Origin of the sequence: Rhizobium sp. BK312 (assembly GCF_014193605.1) — a bacterium.
GTDB lineage: Bacteria > Pseudomonadota > Alphaproteobacteria > Rhizobiales > Rhizobiaceae > Rhizobium.
Window position 1 is genome coordinate 796,968 of sequence record NZ_JACHZP010000001.1, and the last position, 22,742, is coordinate 819,709.

At 59.5% G+C, this 22,742-nt stretch carries 29 protein-coding genes and 1 riboswitch; of the genes, 11 read left to right on the forward strand and 18 right to left on the reverse strand.

Annotation, left to right across the window (positions count from 1 at the left end; translation table 11 throughout):
• Positions 1-31: 31 nt before the first annotated feature.
• Positions 32-120, reverse strand: a riboswitch (Fluoride riboswitch).
• Positions 121-163: 43 nt separating this feature from the next.
• The 11 genes from FHT85_RS03835 to FHT85_RS03885 all read right to left on the reverse strand — a co-directional run bounded on the left by FHT85_RS03835 (position 164) and on the right by FHT85_RS03885 (position 10,536).
• Positions 164-994: a class I SAM-dependent methyltransferase gene (locus FHT85_RS03835; protein ID WP_112411522.1), complete on the reverse strand. Its 831-nt coding sequence runs from the start codon at positions 992-994 to the stop codon at positions 164-166.
• A gap of 41 nt (positions 995-1,035) precedes the next feature.
• Positions 1,036-2,079 carry a Gfo/Idh/MocA family protein gene (locus FHT85_RS03840; RefSeq protein WP_112334872.1) on the reverse strand — a complete coding sequence of 348 codons (1,044 nt, stop codon included), beginning with the start codon at positions 2,077-2,079 and terminating at the stop codon, positions 1,036-1,038.
• 8 nt (positions 2,080-2,087) lie between these two features.
• Positions 2,088-2,873 carry a ThuA domain-containing protein gene (locus FHT85_RS03845; RefSeq protein WP_112399189.1) on the reverse strand — a complete coding sequence of 262 codons (786 nt, stop codon included), beginning with the start codon at positions 2,871-2,873 and terminating at the stop codon, positions 2,088-2,090.
• Positions 2,874-3,037: 164 nt separating this feature from the next.
• The gene (locus FHT85_RS03850) at positions 3,038-3,379 is read right to left on the reverse strand and encodes an SMR family transporter (RefSeq protein WP_112334874.1); all 342 of its coding nucleotides are present in this window, start codon (positions 3,377-3,379) and stop codon (positions 3,038-3,040) included.
• Positions 3,380-3,398: 19 nt separating this feature from the next.
• Entirely contained in the window at positions 3,399-3,962 is a 564-nt protein-coding gene (locus FHT85_RS03855; protein WP_112411521.1) for a TetR/AcrR family transcriptional regulator, read from the reverse strand.
• A 95-nt stretch (positions 3,963-4,057) separates the two neighbouring features.
• Positions 4,058-5,146 (reverse strand): ABC transporter ATP-binding protein, encoded by a 1,089-nt coding sequence (locus tag FHT85_RS03860; RefSeq protein WP_112399191.1) that lies wholly within the window; start codon positions 5,144-5,146, stop codon positions 4,058-4,060.
• 91 nt (positions 5,147-5,237) lie between these two features.
• Positions 5,238-6,113 (reverse strand): carbohydrate ABC transporter permease, encoded by an 876-nt coding sequence (locus FHT85_RS03865; RefSeq protein ID WP_112411520.1) that lies wholly within the window; start codon positions 6,111-6,113, stop codon positions 5,238-5,240.
• 1 nt (position 6,114) lies between these two features.
• Positions 6,115-7,020, reverse strand: coding sequence for a carbohydrate ABC transporter permease (locus FHT85_RS03870; RefSeq protein ID WP_015340796.1), 906 nt, complete (start codon positions 7,018-7,020; stop codon positions 6,115-6,117).
• A 71-nt stretch (positions 7,021-7,091) separates the two neighbouring features.
• Positions 7,092-8,360 carry an ABC transporter substrate-binding protein gene (locus FHT85_RS03875; RefSeq protein ID WP_112334878.1) on the reverse strand — a complete coding sequence of 423 codons (1,269 nt, stop codon included), beginning with the start codon at positions 8,358-8,360 and terminating at the stop codon, positions 7,092-7,094.
• Between the two features lie 234 nt (positions 8,361-8,594).
• Positions 8,595-9,488 carry a sugar phosphate isomerase/epimerase family protein gene (locus FHT85_RS03880; RefSeq protein WP_112334879.1) on the reverse strand — a complete coding sequence of 298 codons (894 nt, stop codon included), beginning with the start codon at positions 9,486-9,488 and terminating at the stop codon, positions 8,595-8,597.
• A gap of 4 nt (positions 9,489-9,492) precedes the next feature.
• Complete coding sequence (locus tag FHT85_RS03885) at positions 9,493-10,536, reverse strand: Gfo/Idh/MocA family protein (protein WP_112411734.1); 1,044 nt, start codon at positions 10,534-10,536, stop codon at positions 9,493-9,495.
• Positions 10,537-10,671: 135 nt separating this feature from the next.
• On the opposite strand from FHT85_RS03885, the gene FHT85_RS03890 reads away from it, so the two are divergent.
• The 3 genes from FHT85_RS03890 (at position 10,672) to FHT85_RS03900 (ending at position 12,578) form a co-directional block, all read left to right on the forward strand.
• Positions 10,672-11,715 carry a substrate-binding domain-containing protein gene (locus FHT85_RS03890; protein ID WP_112411519.1) on the forward strand — a complete coding sequence of 348 codons (1,044 nt, stop codon included), beginning with the start codon at positions 10,672-10,674 and terminating at the stop codon, positions 11,713-11,715.
• An 88-nt stretch (positions 11,716-11,803) separates the two neighbouring features.
• Positions 11,804-12,193 carry a group II truncated hemoglobin gene (locus FHT85_RS03895; RefSeq protein ID WP_112411518.1) on the forward strand — a complete coding sequence of 130 codons (390 nt, stop codon included), beginning with the start codon at positions 11,804-11,806 and terminating at the stop codon, positions 12,191-12,193.
• 7 nt (positions 12,194-12,200) lie between these two features.
• Positions 12,201-12,578, forward strand: coding sequence for a DUF423 domain-containing protein (locus FHT85_RS03900; RefSeq protein WP_112411517.1), 378 nt, complete (start codon positions 12,201-12,203; stop codon positions 12,576-12,578).
• 35 nt (positions 12,579-12,613) lie between these two features.
• Here the strand turns inward: FHT85_RS03900 and FHT85_RS03905 are convergent, their stop codons facing one another.
• From FHT85_RS03905 to FHT85_RS03925, 5 genes are all read right to left on the reverse strand, one after another.
• Positions 12,614-12,928, reverse strand: a complete 315-nt coding sequence (locus FHT85_RS03905; RefSeq protein WP_112411516.1) for an antibiotic biosynthesis monooxygenase family protein — start codon at positions 12,926-12,928, stop codon at positions 12,614-12,616.
• Positions 12,929-12,946: 18 nt separating this feature from the next.
• On the reverse strand, positions 12,947-13,225 hold the full coding sequence (locus FHT85_RS03910) for a hypothetical protein (RefSeq protein WP_112411515.1): 279 nt from the start codon (positions 13,223-13,225) through the stop codon (positions 12,947-12,949).
• A 2-nt stretch (positions 13,226-13,227) separates the two neighbouring features.
• Complete coding sequence (locus tag FHT85_RS03915) at positions 13,228-13,620, reverse strand: DUF2325 domain-containing protein (protein ID WP_112334885.1); 393 nt, start codon at positions 13,618-13,620, stop codon at positions 13,228-13,230.
• Between the two features lie 132 nt (positions 13,621-13,752).
• Positions 13,753-14,988, reverse strand: coding sequence for an energy transducer TonB (locus FHT85_RS03920; protein ID WP_183773972.1), 1,236 nt, complete (start codon positions 14,986-14,988; stop codon positions 13,753-13,755).
• Positions 14,989-14,992: 4 nt separating this feature from the next.
• Positions 14,993-15,445 (reverse strand): hypothetical protein, encoded by a 453-nt coding sequence (locus FHT85_RS03925; RefSeq protein ID WP_112411514.1) that lies wholly within the window; start codon positions 15,443-15,445, stop codon positions 14,993-14,995.
• A 191-nt stretch (positions 15,446-15,636) separates the two neighbouring features.
• On the opposite strand from FHT85_RS03925, the gene hemP reads away from it, so the two are divergent.
• The 7 genes from hemP (at position 15,637) to FHT85_RS03960 (ending at position 20,660) form a co-directional block, all read left to right on the forward strand.
• Positions 15,637-15,810 carry a hemin uptake protein HemP gene (hemP, locus tag FHT85_RS03930; RefSeq protein WP_047629363.1) on the forward strand — a complete coding sequence of 58 codons (174 nt, stop codon included), beginning with the start codon at positions 15,637-15,639 and terminating at the stop codon, positions 15,808-15,810.
• 9 nt (positions 15,811-15,819) lie between these two features.
• Positions 15,820-16,875 (forward strand): hemin-degrading factor, encoded by a 1,056-nt coding sequence (locus FHT85_RS03935; protein ID WP_112411513.1) that lies wholly within the window; start codon positions 15,820-15,822, stop codon positions 16,873-16,875.
• A gap of 10 nt (positions 16,876-16,885) precedes the next feature.
• Entirely contained in the window at positions 16,886-17,821 is a 936-nt protein-coding gene (locus FHT85_RS03940; protein WP_112411512.1) for a hemin ABC transporter substrate-binding protein, read from the forward strand.
• Positions 17,822-17,840: 19 nt separating this feature from the next.
• A complete protein-coding gene (locus tag FHT85_RS03945) occupies positions 17,841-18,932 on the forward strand; it encodes a FecCD family ABC transporter permease (RefSeq protein ID WP_409527320.1) in 1,092 nt (363 codons plus the stop codon).
• A 7-nt stretch (positions 18,933-18,939) separates the two neighbouring features.
• Positions 18,940-19,731, forward strand: a complete 792-nt coding sequence (locus FHT85_RS03950) for a heme ABC transporter ATP-binding protein (protein WP_112411510.1) — start codon at positions 18,940-18,942, stop codon at positions 19,729-19,731.
• 164 nt (positions 19,732-19,895) lie between these two features.
• Complete coding sequence (locus FHT85_RS03955; RefSeq protein ID WP_015340813.1) at positions 19,896-20,246, forward strand: glycine zipper domain-containing protein; 351 nt, start codon at positions 19,896-19,898, stop codon at positions 20,244-20,246.
• Positions 20,247-20,255: 9 nt separating this feature from the next.
• Positions 20,256-20,660: a hypothetical protein gene (locus FHT85_RS03960; protein WP_112411509.1), complete on the forward strand. Its 405-nt coding sequence runs from the start codon at positions 20,256-20,258 to the stop codon at positions 20,658-20,660.
• 199 nt (positions 20,661-20,859) lie between these two features.
• Here FHT85_RS03960 and FHT85_RS03965 read toward each other — a convergent pair whose 3' ends face one another.
• Positions 20,860-21,411 carry an RNA polymerase sigma factor gene (locus tag FHT85_RS03965; RefSeq protein WP_112334892.1) on the reverse strand — a complete coding sequence of 184 codons (552 nt, stop codon included), beginning with the start codon at positions 21,409-21,411 and terminating at the stop codon, positions 20,860-20,862.
• Positions 21,412-21,422: 11 nt separating this feature from the next.
• Positions 21,423-21,629, reverse strand: a complete 207-nt coding sequence (locus FHT85_RS03970; protein WP_112334893.1) for a NepR family anti-sigma factor — start codon at positions 21,627-21,629, stop codon at positions 21,423-21,425.
• Between the two features lie 259 nt (positions 21,630-21,888).
• On the opposite strand from FHT85_RS03970, the gene FHT85_RS03975 reads away from it, so the two are divergent.
• Positions 21,889-22,683 (forward strand): response regulator, encoded by a 795-nt coding sequence (locus FHT85_RS03975; RefSeq protein WP_183773975.1) that lies wholly within the window; start codon positions 21,889-21,891, stop codon positions 22,681-22,683.
• Positions 22,684-22,742 lie beyond the last annotated feature (59 nt).

Genomic DNA, 22,742 nt, shown 5'->3' on the forward strand with positions numbered 1-22,742 from the left:
GGCATGACTCTACTCTTTCGCCTTTCAGGCGTGTTGAGTAGGAGTCATCAGCTTCTCTGAAAAAATCAGAGCAGCGGTTCGGCCACCATGGCCCGGCAGAAATCCATTACCGTTGTATTTTCCATACAGAAACAGGCCCGCCGCTGTCAACGTGCGGCAGACTTCACACCGCCCGGGCAATCATCTCGATCGGCGCAAGCAGGCCGCCCTCGACCGACACGTTGACGTTGCTCATGCGCTCGCCAGCCCGTGGACCCATCAGCGTACGGACACTTTGGTCTCGCACCTCGCCAGCCGCAGCGGCCCTGGCGCGCGCTTCATGCGCCAGCCGGATTACGAGAGCACTGCGGTCCTGCTCAAGCTCAACCGTGAAGCCGGCTTCGGCGAGCAGATGGCGATAGATATCGGGGCTGCGGACGAAGCTCGTCTCCTGCTCCATAGCCCAGGGCATGGGAAAGGGGAGTGTGCCGTCACGCATCTGCATGATTTCATAGAGACCGAAACGGCCGCCCGGCTTGAGAATGCGCCTGATCTCCCAGAACAGTCTCGCCTTGTCCTCGATATTCATGCCGACATGAATGAGCGTCGCCCGATCGAAACTGCCGCTATCGAAGGGCAATGCCAAGGCGCTGCCTTGCCGGAAGGAGACTTGGTCCGCGAGACCGCAGCGAACCGTCAGCGAATTGGCGACCTGAACGAATTCTTCGGTGAGATCGATGCCCGATACGATGCATCCGTACGAGTCGGCAAAATGGCGGGCAGGCCCGCCGAGCCCGGAGCCGATATCGGCGAGGCGCAGGCCGGCGGAAAGATCCAGATCTCTCGCGAAATCCACCGTCGCCGCATGTCGCCCCAGATGGAATTCATCGATATCAGCCAGATCGCGGATGCGAAGATTGTCGACATCCTTGCCGTCGGCCGAAAGGCTTTGCAGGATCGCCGCTTCCAGCGATCCGTGCGTATAGTGGCTGGCCACTTTTTCCTCGGTAGACATGCGTGCACTCCCAAGGCCCTGCCTGAAGGCTGACTGTGATATCAGACCTTCAGTTCGCGCCGTTCAACTTCCGTCACCATGGCAAGATCCAGCACGCGCTGCAAGTTGGCTGCGTGACGGAAGCTCGGGTCCTGGCTGCTGCCGGTCATCACGGCCTCAGCGAAGCGCTGGTAGTTGGTCGGCACCGGAGGCACTTCAAGAACACGCCAGGTCGCCGTTTCCGTATCATCGCCCAGGCAACCCCGCAGTTCGGAACCGTTCGGGCTATGGTTCACTTCCAGGCCGCCGCGCTCGCCATAGATGCGGAGCTTCAGCTCGTTCAAATGTCCCGTCGCCCAGCGGCTCGCATGCACGACGCCAAGCGCGCCGTTGGCGAAATCGACCGACATCGAGAAGCTGTCATTCGCATCGAGCGTATATTCGCCGATGCGCTCGCCCGGCGCCTTGGCGAAGGTCTTGAGACGGGCAAAGACGTGATCGATATCGGTCGCGGCGCCATAGGCGGCGAAGTCGAGGATATGGATGCCGATATCGCCGAGAACGCCGTTCGAGCCATGACCGGTCGACAGGCGCCAAAGCCATTTGGACTCGCTGCGCCAGTCGCCCCAGGCCTTGGAGACGAGCCAGCTCTGCAGGTAGGACGCCTCCACATGCTTGACGGTACCGATCTCGCCCGAAATCACCATCTCGCGCGCCTTCTGCAGCTGCGCGACATTGCGATAGGTCAGGTTGACCATGTTGACGACCCCCGCCCTTTCGGCAGCTTCCGTCATCTCGAGCGCCTTTTCATAATTCTCCGCAAGCGGCTTTTCGCAGAGAACATGCTTGCCGGCGGCAAGCAGCGGCAGGGTCGTCGGATGGTGCGCCTTGTCCGGCGTGACATTCGTCGCCGCATCGAACTCGCCCCAGGTGAGCGCCTCGTCGAGCGACGAGAAGCGCTTCTTGATATCGAACGTGTCGCAGAAGGCGGTGAGCCTCGTCGCATCCGTATCGACGGCGCCGACGATTTCGACGCCAGGAATGCGGGCGAAATGCTCCACATGGTTCTTCGCCATGCCGCCCGTGCCAACTACTATGAGACGCATCTGATACCTCAGCGATAACCGGCTTCGCCGGCCTGGTGCAGTTTCGGGCCACGTTCGACGATCGGCTCCAGTGCCTTTTCGACCGGCACATTCGGCGCATCATGGATGCTGACCTGAGTGCCGAGCGGGTTATGGGCCCACTTCACGGAATTGATCAGAACCTTCTGAACGGTGCCGTTGTGATAGGTCGGATAGGTCTCGTGGCCTGGACGGAAATAGAAGATGTTGCCGGCGCCACGGCGCCAGGTCATGCCCGAGCGGAAGACCTCGCCACCCTGGAACCAGGAGATGAACACGGTTTCCAGCGGCTCCGGAACGGAGAACTGCTCACCGTACATTTCCTCATTCTCAAGCTCGAAATGCTCGCCGAGGCCGGCTGCGATCGGATGGCGAGGATTGATGACCCAGAGGCGCTCGCGCTCGCCGGCTTCGCGCCACTTCAGCGCGCAGGGCGTGCCCATCAGGCGCTTGAAGACCTTGGAGAAATGGCCGGAATGCAGGACGATGAGGCCCATGCCTTCCCACACGCGCTTTGCCACGCGCTCGACGATTTCGTCCTTGACGGCGCCATGGTCCTTGTGCCCCCACCACAACAGGACGTCGGTATCCTTCAGACGGGCTTCGCTGAGACCGTGCTCCGGCTCCTGTAGCGTCGCCGTGGTCGCCTCGATACCCGCATCGGCATTCAGTGCCTTGGCGATGGTGTTGTGCATGCCCTCCGGATAGATCTCGGCGACGACCTTGTTTGTCTGCTCATGAATGTTCTCGCCCCAAACGACGGCACGAATAGTCATTACGGCACTCCTCTTATACCATTGAAATTGAATGGGTTACGCGATCCAAAGCGCTTTGGGAAAGCGCCGTACTTCAAGCATCCATCAGCCCGTTCGGGGCAAGAGATAAAGCCTCCCCGCGAATTTGACAAAGACAAAAACGACCATAGACAACACCTGTGTTTTCAGTGCGACACGGATTTTGAAAAGAGATTGACGACGAGCACGCCGGCAATGATCAGCCCCAGGCCGATGACGGCAGCAAGGTCGAGTTTCTGGCGGAAAAGCACGACCCCCACCATCGAAATCAACACGATGCCGAGCGCGCTCCAGATAGCATAGGCGATGCCCACCGGGATGACCCGCAACGTCACCGAAAGACAATAGAAGGCGGCCGTATAGCAGATCACCAAAACCACTGTCGGGCCGAGGCGGGTGAATTGCTGAGACATTTGCAACGCCGTCGTGCCAATCACTTCCAGCACGATCGCGACCAGCAGCATTGCATAGACCGATGCGTTCGCCATTCCATTGTCTCCGATAAGGTTAAAGCTGCGTCAGCTCGATCAACCGGTCGATCAGCCTTTGGCGGGCGCTCTCGTCCAACTCGTGGCTGCCGAGCAGGTCGGCGAGCCATATCCCGTCGGCCGCCAATCTGACGATTGCCGCATCCACCGAGGAGTCCGTACCGACATATTCCTCGCTGCGCTCGCGCACCCACTCATGCCACCGCTGCCGCAATTGCGGTTCGGTGAGCAGCACCATCGTCACCTGCGCCCAATCCTTGGCGCCCTGCGGCTGGTCCCGCAGCGCCAGACAGGCATGCAGATAAGCGCGGGTAAAGCGGCCGTGCGGCAGCGGATCGGCGCGCATCGCTTCCTCGATCGCAGCATCCAGCCGTTCCAGCAGGCTGTCGAACAGCGCTTCCAGCAACATGTGCTTGCTGGGGAAGTGATGCAGCAATCCACCCTTGCTGACACCGGAGGCGCCGGAAACGGCATCCAGCGTCACCGCCGTCATCCCCTTTTCGGAAGCAAGCCGCGCCGCGACCTCCAGCAACTGCTGGCGGACGAACAAGGGCTGCTTCTTTCTATGGTGCGCAGTGGACATGGTGGCATAACATACCAGTTGGACGGTTTCGTCAACGACCTACTTGATCGCCTCTGAAGCTTATCGAAAATGGCTGATCTTTGTGTCCTCCCTCCTTAGTTTACGGAATGATGGGCGGCATCGTTCTCATCGAAGATGCTCACCTTTGCTGCGTCAACGGTAAAGGCAATCGGCGAGCCGGTCGTGATCGTCGTCATGCCGGGATCCGTGCCGATGATCTTCGAGCCATCCTTAAGCCGGACGTGAACAAGCGAACGGTCGCCCAAGCGTTCGATGGTCTCGACCTGACCACCGATATCACCCTTCTCCGCCGCCGTAACGACCAGATGCTCCGGACGGATGCCGAGCGTCAGTCCGGAATTCGCAAGGCCATTGAGCGCAACCGCTGTCTTGATGACAGAGCCATCCGGCAGCGTTGCCGTCGCCAGCCCGCCCGCTTCATTCAGGCCGGCTATATTGATAAAGTTCATGCCGGGTGAGCCGACGAATTGGGCGACATAGCGCGTCGCCGGGCGCGTGTAGATCTCGACGGGGGTCGCCACCTGCTCGATCTTCTTGTTGTTGAGCAACACGATACGGTCGGCGAGTGTCATCGCCTCCACCTGGTCGTGCGTCACGAACACCATCGTCGCGCCGAGCCGCTCATGCAGCTGCGCCAATTCCACGCGCGTACGTGTGCGCAGACCGGCATCGAGGTTGGAAAGCGGCTCGTCGAAAAGGAACACATCCGGCTCTCGCACGATGGCGCGGCCGATCGCGACACGCTGGCGCTGGCCGCCGGAGAGTGCCGAGGGTTTGCGATCGAGAAGGTGCGGCATTTCCAGGATCTTCGCGGCTTCTTCGATGCGCCTGGCAATCTCGTGCTTGGGCGTTTTGATATTTTTCAGGCCGAAGGACATGTTGTCGCGAACCGTCATGTGCGGATAGAGCGCATAAGACTGAAAGACCATCGACACGCCGCGCTCGCCGGGCGGCAGTTGGTCGACCCGCTTTCCGCCGATCCAGATTTCGCCGCTGGTGATCGTCTCCAGACCAGCGATCATGCGCAGCAAGGTCGACTTGCCGCAGCCCGAGCCGCCGAGGAAGACGACGAACTCGCCGCGCTCGATCGTCAGATCGATGTCGTTCAGAACCTGCACGGCACCGAAATGCTTGGTGAGGGATTTGATGTTGATACCTGCCACTTTACGCCTCCTGCGGAACATCGAATTTATCGAACTTGCCATTCGTCGCGCCCCGCCCGGCGGCTTTCGCCGAACGGGGCTTCCGCATTGGTTATTTGACGGCACCGACCGCGACACCGCGCGTCAGGGTCCGTTGGAAAATAAGGAAGAAGATGATCGTCGGCGTTATGCCAAGCAGAGAGGCCGCGGCAATTGCCGTCGGGTCCTGGGTATTGGCACCCGATAGCACGCCCATTGCGACCGATACCGTCTGATTGTTGTTGGAAACGAGGAATACCAGCGGGATCAGAAACTCGTTCCAGGTCCAGATGAAGAAGAAGGTCGCAAGCACTGCAAGCGTCGGTCTGAGCACCGGCACGATCACCATCCAGAGGATTTGCCAGCGGCTGGCATTGTCGATCTGCGCCGCCTCGATGATCTCGCGCGGAAAGGTCGCCAGCACGGAAGATAGAAGATAGGTCCCGAACGCGGTATGAAGCACGCCGATAATGAGGATAACCGAGAGCATCGAGTCGAACAGTCCGACCTGCTTCGACATATAGTAAAGCGGATAGACCAAAGCCTCCTGCGGCGCCATGATGGATATCAACAGTAGGACGAGAAGCCCTTGCCCGCCACGCACGCGGCCGATGCCGATGGCATAGGCATTCAGCAGGCTGAGAACGACGGCCAGAATGGCGGTGCATCCGCTGATGAGGACACTGTTGAAAAGCTTGCGGGGGAAATCGACGGTGGCCCAGAAGTTCTTAAGCGCCGTCAGATCAAAGCTGTGCGGAAGACCAAGCGGACCATTGGCGGCATAGTCGGAGGGCGTCTTGATAGCGTTGACTGCCGCGAGAAAGAACGGAAAGAGCGTGCCTGCAAGGAAAACCAGCAGGATGCCCAGAACGACCCAGCGGCCGACCCCCCTTCTTGCGTGATGTTCCGTTGAAACGATGTGTGTGGAAATCGAGGATGCCGTTGCCATCTCAATGCCCTCCTTCGGCCTGTTTCGACTGCATACGCAGGAAGAGGATGCCGAGTATGATGGTCATGACCGTCTGCAGCGTCGCGATGGCTGCCGCGTATCCGACGCGGTTCGTCGTGAAGAAATGATAGTATGACAGATAGGATGGGACCGTCGTTGCATTGTCCGGTCCGCCCGACGTCAGAACATAGATCGGCGCGAAGACCTTGAGCGCCGCAATCAGCGTCGTCAGCGCGACGACGAAAATTTCAGGCATCAGCATCGGAATGGTGATGGCGCGGAAACGCGCGAACCAGCTTGCATTATCGAGCTCCGCGGCCTCGTAAAGCGAAGGATCGACGCGCGCCAGTCCGGACATGAACACGACCAGACAATAGCCGACCTGCACCCAGACGATGACGGCCGAAACCGCCCACAGCGCATAGGTGGCGTCCCCCAGCCAATTCTTCGCCATGAAATCCAGGCCGATCGCCTTCAGCACTGCATTGATGATGCCGATGGGGTTGAGAATCCACGCCCACAGCACGCCGGCGGCTGTCAGCGGCAGGATCTGCGGCAAGTAGAATCCTGCGCGAAAAAAGCTCGACCACGTCTGGCTGAATTGCGCACTGATATAGTCGAATAGCACCGCCGCCAGCACCAGCCCCAATATGATGGGCACGATCGTCATCGAGATGATGAACAGCAGCGTATGCTGGATGGAACCCCAGAAAGCCGCATCGTGAAGCAGCCGCTGATAATTCTCAAAGCCAACATATCGCGGCGGAATGACGCCGCCCTTCCATGTCGTGAAGCTGATGACGAAATTGGCAATCAGCGGAACGAGCACGACGAGAACAAACCCGAGCACGCCGGGGATCATGTAGAAATAGTACCCCGCCCTGCCGGCGCTCTTCGACTTATCCATCGAAATCCTCCAGTCCGATACGGCAAGGCGGCATCAAAGCCGTCTTGCCGTTGTGATTGTCGCCGATGGTGTTACTGCGCTGCCTGCACGTCGTCGTAGGCCTTCTTCAGGCGCGCCGCGAACTGATCAGGCGTGGTCGAGCCGTTGACAAGACCCGTGGTCGCCTGGATCAGCAGTTCGTAGTAACCAGGCACCGGCCAGTCCGGGTAGAAGCCGAGGCCGCCCTTGCTGGAGATCTGGTTGAAGAGCTCGACGTTGCGCTTGCCGACTTCGTCAGTGACTGAAGCCGGATCGGCGGCGATGGCAACACCACCAAGATTGGCCTGCTGGTTCTGGTTTTCCTTGCTCAGAACAAGATCGATGAACTCGTAGGAGAGATCCTTATTCTTCGCGCTCTTCGGCACCATGAACAGGTTGCCGGTCGAACCCACGCTGTATTTCGTGGTCGGGAAGATGAACTGGCTCCACTTGAAGGTCTTGATCGAGCTCGCGAAGTTGCCGTTGTTCCAGGTGCCGCTGACAAACATCGGAGCTGTGCCCGACGAGAAGAGATTGTCGGCGCCGCCGGTACCCTTCAGGCCGGTCGAATCCTTCGAAATATAACCCTTGCTCACCCAGTCGGCGATCTTCTGGGCGGCAAACAGGAAGGGCTTGGTATCAAGCGGTGCCTTCAGCCCCTGATAGTTCTTGACCCAGGTATCGTCAGCCTGCGTCAGTGCAAGCGTATAGACCAGGTGCTGTGCGTTGGAATCCACCGTACCATAGGCGAGCGGCGTAATGCCCTTCTTCTTGAAAGTGTCGAGCGCAGCTTCGAACTCGTCGAGCGTAGTCGGCACTTTCACGCCATTGGCCTGGAACATGTCGATATTGTAGAAAACCGAAACGAATTCGCCATAGACGGGAATACCGATAATCGGACCGGAACCGTAGATGCCGTTGCCATCGTATTTGCTGAGCTGGCTGTTGGTTTCGTTTAGGATTTTATCCCAGCCGCGCGATTTGAATTGATCGTCGAGCGGTGTCAGCAGACCCTGCGAGGCAACGAGGCCAGCCGTGGCATTGCCCTTGTTGTACTCCAGAACATCCGGGGCCTGATCCGAATTGAGGATGAGACTGCCTGCCTTCTGCAATTGCTCGAAGGTCTTCTGCTCGAAATTGATGGTAACGTCAGGATGCTTGGCTTTCAGCTCTTCGAGCGCCTTGGTCCATGCCTTGGCCTGCGAAGTATCCGGCAGTTCGAACCACCAGACGTTAAATGTCTTGCCCTGCGCTTGCGCCACACCGGCGGCAAGCAGAAGCGACATGCCGGCGGAGATCGCCAGCTTCGAAAAAATATTCATACATTCTCCTCCACCATGCGAACCGTGACGGTATCTGTCCGATGACATGGCCCGCGCTGCCATCGGCGTTTTCCTCTTACCTGCGCCAAGCGCCCGCCTGTCCCATGGGGCAAGGTGCGGACGCTCGGGTTCCTCCGTTCGGGTTTCCGTCATGCCCTAAGTGTCGATCACTCAGGGCATTTCATTAACGCACAACTTGCCTTCTAAATCGATGCAGTTCTGCAAATGCATGCTTTACTCGACGAAGTCCCCGCCCCGGCTTGCCTTGAGATAGTTCAGGCCGTGAACCTGGCCAGTCATTTCGAGTGCATCGCGATAGACCGGGTCATGCCAGCCTTCGATGTCGATGGAGCCGGACCAGCCGGCCAAGCGCAGTTCGGAGATGATGTCGGTCCAGTTGCTGTCGCCGAAGCCCGGCGTGCGCATGAAGACGAACTTCTCCTTGCCGAAGATGCCGTGCTCCTTGATGACATCCCAGCGGATCGTCGCATCCTTGCCGTGGACGTGGAAAATCTTTTTCGCCCATTTGCGAATCTGCGGCAGCGGCTCGATCAGATAAACCATCTGATGGCACGGCTCCCATTCCAGGCCGAGATTGTCGTCCGGGGTCTCGTTGAACATCAGCTCCCACGCATCCGGGTTATGCGCGATGTTCCAATCGCCGGTCGCCCAGTTGCCGTCCATGGCACAATTTTCGAAGGCGATCTTGATGCCCTTGTCGGCCGCACGCTTGGCAAGCTCGCTCCAGATCTGCTTGTAACGCGGCAGGCTGTCTGTGAGCGGCTGGTTGCGGATACGGCCGGTGAAGCCGGCAACGCAGGTCGCGCCGAAATGATGGGCGTTGTCGATGCAATCCTTCCAGCCCTGCAACGTCTGCAGGTCCATCTCACGCTCTTCGAGCGGATTGCCGAACATGCCGAGCGTCGAGATCGTGATGTCGCGGTCGCCGATGGCCTCGCGGCAGCGCTTGCCGAGTTCCGCAAGATTCTGACCGTTGGTGCTCTGCCAGAAGAAGGGCTCGAAGCTCTCGAAGCCAAGATCGGCGATCTTGGCGATGTTCTGGGCAGCATCCTCGTTCGTCGCCCTGATCATCGTGCCGATGCGGATGGCCTTTGCCGGATTTGTCATGATGTCATTGTCCTTGTGCTGAAATGTCGACACGCCGGCCGGTCTTGGCGCTCTCAATGGCGCCTAGAACCATGGCAAGGCTGCGAATGTTGTCAGAGCTCGCGGTTTCCGGCGACTTGCCCGTCTTGATTGCTTCGATGAAGGATGCGATGACGCTGGCGTGGCCGTGCGTCTCCTCTTCATGTTTCGGCCCGGGGACCTCGATCGGCGTAAAGCCGTGCAGCAGGCCGGGCTCGTTGCCGGCAACGGCAGCCTCGAAATTCTCTTCGCCGTCCCAGGTCAGCATGCCCTCGCTGCCGGTGAGCCGCCACTCACTTTCCCAGCTCGTGCGACGACCCTCGGCGCACCAGGAACCGCGATAGCTGAAGACGACATCATCGGAAAAGTCGAAGAGCGCATGCGCCGATGCGCCATGCTTGTACCAGGAGCCTACCGGGTTCTTTTCAAGGCAATAGACCGAGAGCGGCACCTTGCCGGACACGAAGCGAGCGGCATCGAAGGTGTGGATCGCCATGTCGAGCAACAGCACATTGTCCATCTCCTCGCGGAAGCCGCCGAAATGCGGACCGAGGAAGAAATCACAATGGACGCCCGTCAGCTCGCCAATCGCCCCCTCCTCCACGAAACGTCGCAGACGACGGATGCCGGAGATGAAGCGGCGATTCTGGATGATGGCATGAACTTTACCCGTCTCTGCCGCAAGCTTGATCAGAGCGGTACCTTCGGCCAACGACGTCGCCATCGGCTTTTCGCTCAGCACATGGCAGCCGGCCTTCAGTGCCGTCGACACCACGCCGAAGCGCGCAGCCGGAATGACGATATCGAAGACCAGATCCGCCTTGGTCGCAGCAATGACCTCGGCGAGGTCGGAGCCGATGACGGCACCGTCGAGAGAGAATTCTTTCGCAAGGCTTTCAGCGGTCGCCCGATTGAGATCGACCAGGCCGACAATCTGAATGGATTCGGCAAGCGCCGGCGTCGAGGCGACAGCCCTGAGCCAGCCTTTTGACATAGCTCCGCACCCGCACAAAATGGCATTAAATTTCACGATATCCTCCTGCGGGCCGTGCATTACCCCTCATGACACGCGCTCCGTAAACGTTTACGATACTATGCGAAAAGATTTTCCTGTGTCAATAGAGGAGGACTACGGAAAATGGCGCATGGAGGAAAACCGCGGCCGATGAAGGGAATTCGTCAGCTTGCCGAGCATCTCGATATCTCGATCGGCACAGTATCACGCGCATTGAACGGCAAGCCTGATGTCAACGAGGAGACCCGCAAGCGCGTTCTCGCCGCTGCCGAGCAGCTCGGCTATGTCGCCAACCAGTCCGGGCGCAGCCTGCGGCAGGGCACGACCAATGTCATCGGCCTGATGATCCAGTCCAGCCGGGAAACGGTTGAAAACAGCGACAATTTCTTTCTGACCGTGACGGGCGGCCTGCAGAGCGTGTTTTCACGGCACAAGCTCGATCTCATCATGCTCCCCTGCCCGCATGACGAGGACCCTTATGAATATCTGAAGCGCATGGTGGCGAGACGGATCGTGGATGCGCTGATCATCTCGGAGACGCAGCGCGTCGACAAGCGCTTCGACCTGCTTGCCAAGGCGAAAATCCCCTTCGCAGCGCTTGGTCGCAGCCTGTCAGGCACGCAGCACCCCTGGGCCGACCTCGATTTTGACGGCGTCGCCAATGCCGCCGTAGACCGGCTCGTCGCGCATGGACATCGCCGCATCGCGGTCAGCGCACCCTCAAGCGACATCAATCTCGGCTTCATCTTCGTCGATGGCTATCGCCGGGCGCTGGAGCGGCATGGCATCGACTATGATCCCGCGCTCGTCATTCGTGCCAAATCGAGCGAACAAGGCGGCTATCAGGTTGCCGACGAGTTGCTGCGCCTCGAAAACGGGCCGACGGCTGTGATCCTGATCTATGAATTGATGGCGATCGGCTTCTATCGGCGCGTGATGGAAGCCGGCATCATCCCTGGGCGCGATATAGCGGTCGTCAGCTTCCGCGAGGCGCCGCGCGCCAAATTCCTGCAGCCGGCGCTGACCTGCTTTCGCACGTCCGTGCACGATCTTGGTGTCGAGTTGGCGGAAATCCTGCTTTCCAGCATGCCCGCCTACAGCCACGAGTATCCAAGAAAGGCGCGCCAGACCGTTTGGCCGCTCGAGCTCATCCCTGGGGAAAGCGATGCTTTCCAGCTGACTGTCAAAAAATAGTAGCGCCGAAACGCCGCACCGGCCGCTTGGACAGTTGCGACAGCGCTCCTGAGTTGCCATCTAGGACATCGCAAACAGGGGCCTGGGCTTGAGCGAAGAAACCATCACACTCTACGAAGCGATCGGCGGCGACCGAACTGTGCGGGCGCTGACATCACGCTTTTACGAATTGATGGATACGCTGCCGGAGGCCGCAAATTGCCGCGCCGTGCACCCGCCGAGTCTCGAAGGCTCGCAGGAGAAATTCCACGAATATCTGACCGGTTATCTCGGCGGGCCGCAGCTCTACATCGAAAAGCGCGGCCACCCGCGCCTGCGCAGCCGGCATTTCGTCGCCGCCATTGGTCCAAAGGAGCGCGACGAATGGCTGCTCTGCTTCCGCCGCGCCATGGACGAGACCATCGAAAACGAAAAGCTGCGGGCCGTCATCTGGGAGCCGGTCGAGCGTCTGGCTTTCCACATGCAGAACAGGGAATGAGGAAAACATGAGCATCGGCGCCATAATCCGTCCGGTCACCCTGTTTATCGCCGGCATTCTCGGGGGCGGCGGTGTCGCGCTGGCCGCAGCCGCAACTCATGGCGGCGACACGCATTTCCTCGGCGCAGCCTCCACTATGAGCCTCGCCCACGCCCCTGCCCTACTGGCGCTTTATGCCGGCTATGACCGTATCCGCACAGCGCCTATTGCTGCAATCTTGCTCGGATTGGGAACGCTGATCTTCGCCGGCGATCTCATCAACAGGCATTTCGGCGGCGGCTCGCTCTTTCCAATGGCTGCTCCGACGGGTGGAATGGGCATGATTGCCGGCTGGGTGGCGATAGCGCTCGGCGCCTTTTTCAGAACCGGTGTGGCCAAGGCCTGAGACGAAGCTATCTTGCCGAGGTAGGTGACGCTGCTTCAAATCCCCGGAACGACAGCAAAACCTTCGAATTGCGGCGGCCCCCAATAGAGCCGTTTGTTATCGGCCGCATTGCGATGCGCCATGCGAAAATGCTCGGATTTCGTCCAGTTGATGAAATCATCTTCGCTGTGCCAGGTCGTGTGCGAGGAAAACAGCGTATAGCCCTCCTCCACGCTTGATTTTCCGCGCAGGAGACGGAACTCGAGAAAACCGGGCACTTCCGATAGCCGGGAATCGCGGCCTCTCCAGACCTCTTCGAATTCGCCCTCCAAACCGATGACGACCTTGAAGCGGTTCATGGCGACGTACATGGCAACCTCGTTCGACGATCAGACCTTCTTGCGACGGGCGACAGTCTTATCCGCCTCGGGCGCAAAGGCAACGACATTTGCGCCATTGCGGCTCGCTGCATCGAGCGGTTGCTCCGGCACCTCTCCCGGCTGCCGCGTCTTCCAGGCGGGAAATGTCGCGACATTTGCTGCCCGCCGTTGGTCATTGGCGCGGCGCATCAGCAATTCATAGAGTTCGGGCACAAGCCCATCACCATTCTGTGCGGCCAGCTTGTGCAGGCCGATCAGCGCAAACCCGTCAGGGCCATTATCGATCATCTTCAAGCGTCTCGTTCGTTCATGGTCTGCAGCGCCCGCTCGAGGCTGGACTTGCTGCCATTGCGCAAGGGGATGAAGGCCTTGCCGAATTTCTTGCAGCCTGTCTTGACCCGCAGGCAGGCATCATGGCTGATGCAATCGATCGGGCAGAACACACAGTCGACCGATGGCAGCACGGTGTCGATGCGCGAAACCGCCTCGCGCAGGCCGCCATCGTGATGGATCAGTTCGGCACCAAAATTGCTGGCGATCTGGCGCAGATGCGCCACCTGGCAATCGCGGCCGCCGACATAGAGGAAGCTGCGTCCATCGAGAGTGGATTTCCCGGAAGCCTGCGCCGTTGTCTGCACTTCGCGGCTCTCGCGACCAGAACCCCTCTTCCCCTTACGCGCCATACATCACCCGTTTGCTGGTTGCTCTTCCACGCTCGATTCCATCGAGCGAGAGGCGACCTTAATAAACATGAGTTTTGTAGTAAAGAATAAAGTTGAGAGTTTTCATCATATTTTAGGCGAGAGAAGCGGCTATTATCGCCCTCCGACCTGAACCGCCTGCGTGAACGGCCAAGTCGGCTTACCCCATTCGGAAGGCAGCGAGGGAAATGGGGCGGCCTTCCGCACTTGCTCGATCACAGCCTGATCCAAGCCGGAATCTCCGGAACTGCGCGCCACGGAAAGAGACCGAAGTTCGCCGTTCGAACCAATCGTCAAACGCACGACGAGTGTCAGGCCCTTTTCATACTTCGACGGTACGCGTTGCACGTAGCGTTTAATGCGGGCCTGCACTTTGCCGGTATAATTCGCAATTGCCGCATCGCCAGAGCCTGCCTTACGCGCATTCAACTGAGAATTTTGATCGGATTGCGCTGCCTCGGTGCCATCGGCGGACCCCCGCTTGGAATCCTGCTCGCTCTCACCGCGTGAACCTGACTTTGCCTTAGCGACCTTTGCAACAGGCTTCTTCACTTCCTTCGGCCGTTCAACCGGCTTCGGCTTCTCCACCGGCGTCACAACCTCAGGCGGAGGCTCTGTCGGCTGAACTTCGGCAACCTGACTATCGACAGGCTGCACCGGTTCGGCGGACTGGATGACCGTCGTCTCGGCCGGCACCTGCGTCGCCAAAATCTGCGGCTGCTCAGGCGCGACTGCGGTGGGCTGGGTCTGCTCCACGGGCTCAACCGTTTGAAGCTGCTGCGTCTCTACCGTCTGCGGTTGAACGACATCCGGTTGGGGCGATTGTGCCTGTTCGGGCGTGACTTCGGTCGGCTGCGGCTGCACGGCCTCGGCGGTCACTTGCTCCGGCTCCGTCTGCGGGTTTTCCTCGCCCGTAGCCATCTGATCGGCATCGGAATTGCCGATCATGATGACGCTGACGGTATCGCCCGCCTCTTCCTGCGCTTCCTCAGGCGTGGCGACGAAGGTAAACAGCAGCGCAATAACGATAGCGGCATGAAACAGGCAGGATCCCACGCCGGAGAAAAGCAGCGACGTCCTGCGCCCGGCAACCGTTTCTCGCGCCCTTTCAGGCAGCGCGTCCATCGGTAGATGCTCCGCTACCTCAATCGGTGCAGCCTCGCTCGGATGATCCGGATAGGAGCTGATCTGCGTAAAGCGGCTGTAATGCACCACAGCCTCGCCGGCCGGCGGTCGCGGCACGCCCTCGAGACCCGCCAACTCATGGCCGGGCAGCACGCTCGGATAGTTGTCATTCATGCCGCCATCCGCGCGGCGCGCGATGGAAACTTTCGCCGAGCGCATTGCCATGGCTTCAGCCCTCGAAAAGAACTGAGGTCTGCGAGCGGGTCGTTAATGCGGCCTTGCACTCACCTGCGGCCGGACCATCGCAGACCGGCGTATCATTGATGATGATGCGGGAGACCGTTTCGCATTTGACGCCTGGCATGTCGAATTGCCGCACCCGCTTCTTGCCGAGCGGCAGGTCGCGGAAATCAAGCACGGTAACGCGGTCGACGGCATTCTTGTCGTTGAAGAAGGCAAGCTCGAAAGAGATCTTGTTGATCGGTGTCGCCATATCGTTTTCGGCAACGAAGGTCATCATGCATCCCTTCTGCGAGGGAGCCAATGCATTGAGCTCGACGGTGAGCTTGTGCGCAGCCGATGCGGGTGCCGCGGAATTCGCATCCTGAGCGAAAGCAGAAACAGAAGACGCCGCTGCAAACAGCCCCGAGGCGGCGAGCGCCAAGATCGTTTTCGTCAGCATCGGCATGTCTCCTGTATGTGCTTGACACCGCTCGCCCGACCAGCGCGGCCTTGGCGTGTATCGGCGAAATTTTAAACTTGACTCTATAGGTATCCTATTGTGTGTTTATGAAACCATGAGTAAGAGAGTCAAGATAAATTTGGCCGCACAACGGTTCGGCCCCAGATGAATTTCAGGCAAAACTAAACAGGATGATTGCTGAGAAGACCCCTACGCCGCCGGTGCAATGCACGGCCGCACCGCAGGTAAGAATTGTCGAGAGCACGGATATTTTCCGAGGCCAGACCGAAATCATGATCAAGCACGAGGGCGTCATCTACCGCATGAAGATTACGCGCCAAGGCAAACTCATACTCAACAAATAGGCATGACAGATGACTGAGACGACCCGCCCGACCCCCGCCGAAATTCGCGCTTTCCGCGCCGAGAACCCGAAGATGCGCGAGCGCGACATCGCTACCCGCCTCGAGATTTCCGAAGCGGCCCTCGTCGCAGCCGAAGTTGGCATTTCGGCCACCCGCATCGATGCCAGCGTCGATCGCTTCCTGGAGCGGATCGCCTCGCTCGGCGAGATCATGGCGCTATCGCGCAACGAAAGCGCCATGCATGAGAAAATTGGCGTCTATGAGAACATGAAATTCGGCGCGCAGGCGGCGATCGTGCTTGGCGAGAATATCGACCTGCGCATCTTTCCGAAGCGCTGGGTGCATGGCTTTGCCGTCACCAAGACCGACGGCGATCAGAAGAGGCTCAGCCTGCAGTTCTTCGACAAGGCCGGCGATGCCGTCCACAAGGTGCATCTGCGCCGCGATTCGAATGTCGAAGCCTATCACGCCATGGTCGCCGAACTGCGCGTCGAAGACCAGTCGCAGGAATTCGCGGAGGATCGCTCCGGTTACGACAATGGTGCGACGGACGGCGACGTCAGCCGCGACGAGCTGCGCGACCATTGGAGCCGCATGACCGATACGCACGAATTCTTCGGCATGCTGAAAAAACTGAAGATCGGCCGCCAGAACGCGATCCGCACCGTTGGCGATGATTACGCATGGAAACTGGATGCCGGTGCCGTCGCTGAAATGATGCATGCCTGCGTGCGCGAGGGCCTGCCGATCATGTGCTTCGTCGCCAACGAAGGCACCGTGCAGATTCATTCCGGCCCGATCCACAACGTGCAGACCATGGGTCCCTGGATCAACGTCATGGACCCGACCTTCCATCTGCATCTGCGTCAGGACCACATCGCCGAGGCATGGGTCGTGCGCAAGCCGACCAAGGACGGCCACGTCACCTCGCTCGAGGCCTATAATGCCAAGGGCGAGATGATCATCCAGTTCTTCGGCAAGCGGAAGGAAGGCTTCGATGAGCGCCGTGATTGGCGCGCTATCCTGGAAAACCTGACGAGATCAGGCGCCAGTGTCGCCGCATAAGAGATGGTGCATGATGATGTTTAAGAACCTCAAGCACATTCGGCCATGGGAAATCGCGCTCACCATGGTGGTGATGGTCCTGCCGCTCGTGCCGGCCAATCCGATCGCCGGGCTCGGGAGCTTCGTGCGTCACGCGCACGCCGCCGAAACGGCCAAGACGCCGGATACCTCTCGCCTCGTCTCCATCGGCGGCGATGTCACCGAAATCGTCTATGCGCTCGGCGAAGAGAAGCGGCTCATCGCCCGCGATTCCACCAGCCTTTATCCGAAGGAAGCGACCAAGCTTCCCGATATCGGCTATATGCGCGCGCTATCGCCGGAAGGTATCCTGGCCGTCAATCCCACAGCCATCATCGCGGTGGAAGGTTCCGGCCCGCCGGAAGCCTTGGCCGTGCTGCGCAATGCCAGCCTCCCTTTCGAGACCGTGCCCCAGACCTACGATCGCGACGGCATTCTGAAAAAGATCGAAGTCGTCGGCGCGCTGCTTGGCGTGCCGGACAAGGCCAAGACCCTGGAAGGCAAGGTCGCCGCCGATCTCGACGCGGCCATAACTGATTCCACCAAGCGCCCGGAGGCCGAGCGCAAGCGCGTACTTTTCGTACTCAGCAACCAGAACGGCAAGATCCTGGCTTCGGGCACCAATACGGCCGCCGACGGCATCATCAAGCTGACCGGCGCGACCAATGCGATCAGCGGCTTCTCCGGCTACAAGTCGGTGACGGACGAAGCGATCATCGAAGCCAAGCCCGATGTCATCCTGATCATGGATCGCGAGGGACCTCTGTCGATGTCGAACGAAGACCTGCTGAAGCAGCCGGCCATTTCGCTGACGCCGGCCGCGAGCCACAAGGCAGTCGTGCGCATGGACGGCCTGCATTTGCTCGGTTTCGGACCACGCACGGCCAGCGCCATCCGCGAGCTGAACGCGGCGATCTACGGAGGCTGACGTGGCATTCAACGATGCCATGGCAGGGCTGAAGCAGATGTCGCAAGCCACGGCACACCGCCGCCAAGGGGATCGCACCGCACTTGCGATCCTCGTCATCGCCGGCTTGGTCATGGTTTCGGCCGTTGCCTTTCTCTTTTCGATCACGACAGGCGCGTCGAATGCTTCGGTCATCGACGTGATAATGGGCATGCTGAGCGGCAGCGCGGAAAGCACCCTCAGCATCCGCGACCGCATCGTCATTTTCGATATCCGCCTGCCCCGCGCCGTCCTCGGCTTCCTGATCGGCGGCGGGCTGGCGGTTTCGGGTGCGGTCATGCAGGGCCTCTTCCGCAATCCGCTCGCCGATCCCGGCCTGATCGGCGTATCTGCTGGCTCCAGCCTCGGTGCGGTCGCCATGATCGTCCTCGGTGGCGGCGTGCTCGCCCCTCTCGCACATCTCTTCGGGATCTTTTCCCTGCCGATCGCCGCCTTCATCGGCGGTCTGGCAACGACGATATTGCTTTATAAGGTTGCGACCCAGTACGGACAGACATCGATCGCAACCATGCTGCTGGCCGGCATCGCGCTCGGTTCACTCGCGCTGGCGGCAACCGGAATCCTCGTTTACATGGCCGACGACCGGCAGTTGCGCGACTTGACCTTCTGGAGCATGGGATCACTGGCGGGCTCGACCTGGAGCAAGGTCGCAGGTGCCGGCCCGATCATCGTCCTTTCGCTTCTGCCCCTTCCCTTCATGGCACGCGGACTGAACGCGCTGACGCTCGGCGAAGCCACTGCCTTCCACATGGGTATATCGGTGCAACGGCTGAAGAATATAGCGGTCGTCAGCGTGGCCGCGGCGGTCGGTGCATCGGTCGCCGTCAGCGGCGGCATCGGTTTTGTCGGCATTGTAGTGCCGCACATTCTGCGCATGGTGATCGGCCCCGACCATCGTTTCCTGCTACCTGCCTCGGCACTGCTCGGCGGCTCGTTGCTGGTCGTTGCCGATGTGGTTGCCCGCATCCTCGTTTCTCCGGCCGAGCTGCCGATCGGCATTCTGACGGCCGGCGTCGGCGGTCCGTTCTTCCTGTGGATGCTGCTCAGGCAGCGCTCGCGCCTCAGCCTATGAGCCTGCGATGATCGACGTTTCCAATCTGAGCGTCCGGCTTGCCGGCAAACCGGTCGTTGAGGACATATCCTTCACGGCCGAGGCCGGAACGCTGACGGCAATCTGCGGGCCGAACGGTTCCGGCAAGACCACGACCATGAAAGCCATTTCCGGCGAACTCGCCTATCGCGGCAGCGCCCGAATGAACGGCACTGAGATTGCCGGCCTCAAGGCCTGGCAACTTGCCGAAATGCGGGGCGTGCTGCCGCAGGCAAGCTCGATCTCCTTCCCCTTTACGGTCCGCGAGATTGTCCGCATGGGCCTGACAAGCGGGCGCAACCGTCATCCGGAGCAGGCTGACCGCACCGCGACAGAGGCTCTCGCCGCCGTCGATCTCGACGGCTTCGAAGGGCGCTTCTATCAAGAGCTTTCCGGCGGCGAACAGCAACGCGTGCAGCTCGCCCGGGTGCTCTGTCAGATTTCCGAGCCCATCATAGACGGCAGGCCGTGCTGGCTGCTTCTCGATGAGCCGGTCTCCAGCCTCGACATCAGCCATCAGCTCACCATTATGACGCTTGCCCGGCAATTCTGCCGGCGTGGCGGCGGGGTCGTTGCCGTCATGCATGACCTCAATCTCACTGCACTTTTTGCCGACCGGATGGTTCTGCTGAAGAACGGCCGGCTGCAGGCGAAGGGTTCAGTCAAGGAGGTGCTGACCGATCAGCATCTTCAGGACGTATTCGGCTGCAACTTGCAGGTCAATCGCGTTCCCGCCGATGGTGCTCCATTCGTCCTCGCACATAGCGCCCTCGACGGCTGAGAACTCCCGATCCGGCGGCTTCTGGAACCTTTTGTTGCATCCGCGCGTTGAGAGCGAGTGGTCGGAAACGATGTTCCGAACATTATCGGTGTGTCAAAAGACCTCCGATTATCGCGAATAAGAGGTGCCTTCGGGCGCCGAAGCAAAGCGAAAGGGAGCTGAACATGGCTACATCCATCCTTCATTCGGCGCGCGGCAAGCGTAACGGCAGCAGCCTGCACGATGTCGAGGCAAGCATCGAAGATCAAATCGAGTCGCTGCGCGAAGAAGTTGCAGCCTTTGCCAAGCTGATCGGTGAGAGCGGCGCGAGGCATGGTAAGAAATTGCGTGCGACCGCCGAATCCAATTTGGACGATCTGACGGTTCGCGGTGAGGAGCTGCTGCGCGATCTGCAGCGCGGCTATACGAGAGGTTCGCGCGAAGTGCGCAGGACCGTGCGCCAGCATCCCGTCGCCACGATCGGCGCGGCGGCTGCATTCGGCCTTGCCGTCGCTCTGCTTCTGTCTCGCCGCTAGGGTGGCGGGATGATCGCCCCGATTCTCGGCCTGCTCCTGTCAGGCACATTCAACCGTACCGTTGCGCGAACCAAGCGCAACGGTATTTTCATCGCGATCGCGGCTCTCCTCCTGCTGACGGCCTATGCCTTCGCGCTTATAGCGGCAGCCATCTGGCTGGCAACGATCTATGGCGGGGCGGTTTCTGCCCTGCTGATTGCCGCAGGTGCCCTGTTGCTAGGGCTGATCGTCCTCGTCATTATGGCCATCATCAATCAGCAGGAGAAACGGCAGGCCCGAGAACGTTTGCTGGCGATGGAATCGATGGCAGCAGCAGCGCTCGGCCTCGTGCGCAAGCAACCGCTAATGACTGCGGCCATCGCCGCCGCTCTTCTCTTCGGAAATCTGTTCGGCGCGCGCGACGAAGACGATTGATCCGGCATTTCCAAATCGACAAACGCCCGCAAAGCAAAATCGTCGCCTTGCCGACAACTTGGCGCGAAGCTCGTGAAGCCATAAATAAGTTGTAACGATAGAAGGCCCGGTCGATAGCGCCGGGCCTTTTCTTAGAGCATTTTCTTGTTTTTACGCCGTTCCGGACGCAAAACCGCTTCGCACTTTTGCTGGAACTGCTCTAGAAAGCGAATGCCTTTGATGTCAGCGGTGCCGAGGTGGCGTCCGGACCAAAATCTGCCTCGCCGGAAATATCCAGCAATTCCTGCAGGCGCTGGCGCGCGCGATTGACGCGGCTCTTGATGGTGCCGACCGCGCAGCCGCAGATCTCGGCAGCTTCCTCATAGGAAAATCCCGACGCCCCCACAAGGATGATGGCTTCGCGCTGATCCGGCGGCAGCTGATCCAGGGCCTTGCGGAAGTCCTGCAGGTCGACAGCGCCATATTGCGGCGGGTGCGTCGCCATCGATTCCGTGAACACGCCGTCGCTGTCCTGCACCTCACGGCCGCTCTTGCGCATTTGGCTGTAAAGCTCGTTGCGCAGGATGGTGAAGAGCCAGGCCTTCATGTTGGTGCCCATTTCGAAATGATCCTGCTTGGCCCACGCCTTCATGATCGTATCCTGGACGAGATCATCCGCCCGGTCGTGACGGCCGGTCAGCGAAATGGCGAAGGCCCGGAGGCTCGGAAGGGCTGCGAGAAGTTCGCGCTTGAAGCTCGTTTGCGTTTCCATGGCGCGCCCTCCTATTCGGAGACCTTTGCCGAGGCCATGCTTTCCGCCCGATCAAGCTTCTCTAAGAGGTCGAGAAAGCGATCGGGAATAGCCTCATCCTGCACGGCGGCATAAAACGAGCGCAATCGGTTGCCGATCTGATTATTGGGATCGAGGATATCCACCGCGCGCAGGTCCGATGTCTTCTTGTCTGCGTCCTCGTGATTCTGGATAGTCATTTAACCTGCTCGCTTTTCACTTTTCTCGCGTTCATGGATAAGACGCCCTAATCTCCCGTCCGGAAGACCGATCGACCCCATTCAAAACAATGCCTAACGAATCGTAAAGGTTGAGGTCCACTGATTGTAAGCATTGTAATGCGACTGCCTAAAAAAAGTTCCGACAAAGAGGAACTTTTTTACTCAACTGACGTTTTCTTAGTTGTTGCGGCCTTTGGGCTGTATTTAATTAGAATGTTATAAAAGGCGGGAGCCATTGATGACACTTTCCACACGCATTGCGCCGTATCTTCCTTACTTGCGGCGCTATTCACGTGCCTTGACCGGAACGCAAACATCGGGGGACGCCTATGTTGCTGCGGTTTTGGAAGCCATCATCGCCGACATATCCATCTTTCCGGACACGGACAGCGACCGTGTCGCGCTCTATAAACTGTTCACCAAGCTGTTCGGTTCCGTAACACTTCAGATTACTGAACCGGCATCTCCCTTTGCCTGGGAACAGCGCGCCACCGTGAACCTTTCCAAGGTTTCGCCGCTTGCTCGACAGGCATTCCTGCTTGCCTCCGTTGAAAGTTTCCGCCTCGGCGAGATCGCCGATATCCTTGACGTTTCGGAAAGCGACGCGATGCACCTGCTTGACACTGCCTCCCAGGAAATCTCCCGCCAGGTGGCGACTGATATCATGATCATCGAGGACGAACCGCTGATCGCGATGGATATCGAGCAGATGGCGGAAAGCCTCGGCCATCGCGTTACCGGCATTGCCCGTACACACGCGGAAGCGGTCGCGCTCTACAATGCGACGAAACCGAGCATGGTGCTTGCCGATATCCAGCTTGCCGACGGCAGCTCCGGCATCGATGCCGTCAACGACATCCTCAAGACTGCCAGCATCCCGGTGATTTTCATCACTGCCTTCCCGGAGCGGCTGCTGACGGGCGAACGGCCAGAGCCGACCTTCCTTGTGACCAAGCCTTTCAATCCAGACATGGTGAAGGCCCTCATCAGCCAGGCACTCTTCTTTAACGAAACCACAAAGGTGGCTGCCTGATTCAAGTGAAAACCCTGCGGCGGAACAAAGACCATGACCGGGCGTTTGTGTGCGAAACG

Bases quoted from the DNA above. Each gene is read 5' to 3' on its own strand.
- FHT85_RS03925 (WP_112411514.1), bottom strand. From the start codon at position 15,445: ATGCTGACGAAAACGATCTTGGCGCTCGCCGCCTCGGGGCTGTTTGCA.
- FHT85_RS03870 (WP_015340796.1), bottom strand. From the start codon at position 7,020: ATGGATAAGTCGAAGAGCGCCGGCAGGGCGGGGTACTATTTCTACATG.
- FHT85_RS03840 (WP_112334872.1), bottom strand. From the start codon at position 2,079: ATGCGTCTCATAGTAGTTGGCACGGGCGGCATGGCGAAGAACCATGTG.
- FHT85_RS03950 (WP_112411510.1), top strand. From the start codon at position 18,940: ATGATCGACGTTTCCAATCTGAGCGTCCGGCTTGCCGGCAAACCGGTC.
- FHT85_RS03955 (WP_015340813.1), top strand. From the start codon at position 19,896: ATGGCTACATCCATCCTTCATTCGGCGCGCGGCAAGCGTAACGGCAGC.
- FHT85_RS03845 (WP_112399189.1), bottom strand. From the start codon at position 2,873: ATGACTATTCGTGCCGTCGTTTGGGGCGAGAACATTCATGAGCAGACA.
- FHT85_RS03890 (WP_112411519.1), top strand. From the start codon at position 10,672: ATGAAGGGAATTCGTCAGCTTGCCGAGCATCTCGATATCTCGATCGGC.
- FHT85_RS03915 (WP_112334885.1), bottom strand. From the start codon at position 13,620: ATGGCGCGTAAGGGGAAGAGGGGTTCTGGTCGCGAGAGCCGCGAAGTG.
- FHT85_RS03920 (WP_183773972.1), bottom strand. From the start codon at position 14,988: ATGGCAATGCGCTCGGCGAAAGTTTCCATCGCGCGCCGCGCGGATGGC.
- FHT85_RS03970 (WP_112334893.1), bottom strand. From the start codon at position 21,629: ATGACTATCCAGAATCACGAGGACGCAGACAAGAAGACATCGGACCTG.
- FHT85_RS03940 (WP_112411512.1), top strand. From the start codon at position 16,886: ATGATGATGTTTAAGAACCTCAAGCACATTCGGCCATGGGAAATCGCG.
- FHT85_RS03865 (WP_112411520.1), bottom strand. From the start codon at position 6,113: ATGGCAACGGCATCCTCGATTTCCACACACATCGTTTCAACGGAACAT.
- FHT85_RS03910 (WP_112411515.1), bottom strand. From the start codon at position 13,225: ATGATCGATAATGGCCCTGACGGGTTTGCGCTGATCGGCCTGCACAAG.
- FHT85_RS03835 (WP_112411522.1), bottom strand. From the start codon at position 994: ATGTCTACCGAGGAAAAAGTGGCCAGCCACTATACGCACGGATCGCTG.
- FHT85_RS03960 (WP_112411509.1), top strand. From the start codon at position 20,256: ATGATCGCCCCGATTCTCGGCCTGCTCCTGTCAGGCACATTCAACCGT.
- FHT85_RS03935 (WP_112411513.1), top strand. From the start codon at position 15,820: ATGACTGAGACGACCCGCCCGACCCCCGCCGAAATTCGCGCTTTCCGC.
- FHT85_RS03880 (WP_112334879.1), bottom strand. From the start codon at position 9,488: ATGACAAATCCGGCAAAGGCCATCCGCATCGGCACGATGATCAGGGCG.
- FHT85_RS03905 (WP_112411516.1), bottom strand. From the start codon at position 12,928: ATGTACGTCGCCATGAACCGCTTCAAGGTCGTCATCGGTTTGGAGGGC.
- FHT85_RS03850 (WP_112334874.1), bottom strand. From the start codon at position 3,379: ATGGCGAACGCATCGGTCTATGCAATGCTGCTGGTCGCGATCGTGCTG.
- FHT85_RS03965 (WP_112334892.1), bottom strand. From the start codon at position 21,411: ATGGAAACGCAAACGAGCTTCAAGCGCGAACTTCTCGCAGCCCTTCCG.
- FHT85_RS03975 (WP_183773975.1), top strand. From the start codon at position 21,889: ATGACACTTTCCACACGCATTGCGCCGTATCTTCCTTACTTGCGGCGC.
- FHT85_RS03945 (WP_409527320.1), top strand. From the start codon at position 17,841: ATGGCAGGGCTGAAGCAGATGTCGCAAGCCACGGCACACCGCCGCCAA.
- hemP (WP_047629363.1), top strand. From the start codon at position 15,637: ATGATTGCTGAGAAGACCCCTACGCCGCCGGTGCAATGCACGGCCGCA.
- FHT85_RS03875 (WP_112334878.1), bottom strand. From the start codon at position 8,360: ATGAATATTTTTTCGAAGCTGGCGATCTCCGCCGGCATGTCGCTTCTG.
- FHT85_RS03855 (WP_112411521.1), bottom strand. From the start codon at position 3,962: ATGTCCACTGCGCACCATAGAAAGAAGCAGCCCTTGTTCGTCCGCCAG.
- FHT85_RS03900 (WP_112411517.1), top strand. From the start codon at position 12,201: ATGAGCATCGGCGCCATAATCCGTCCGGTCACCCTGTTTATCGCCGGC.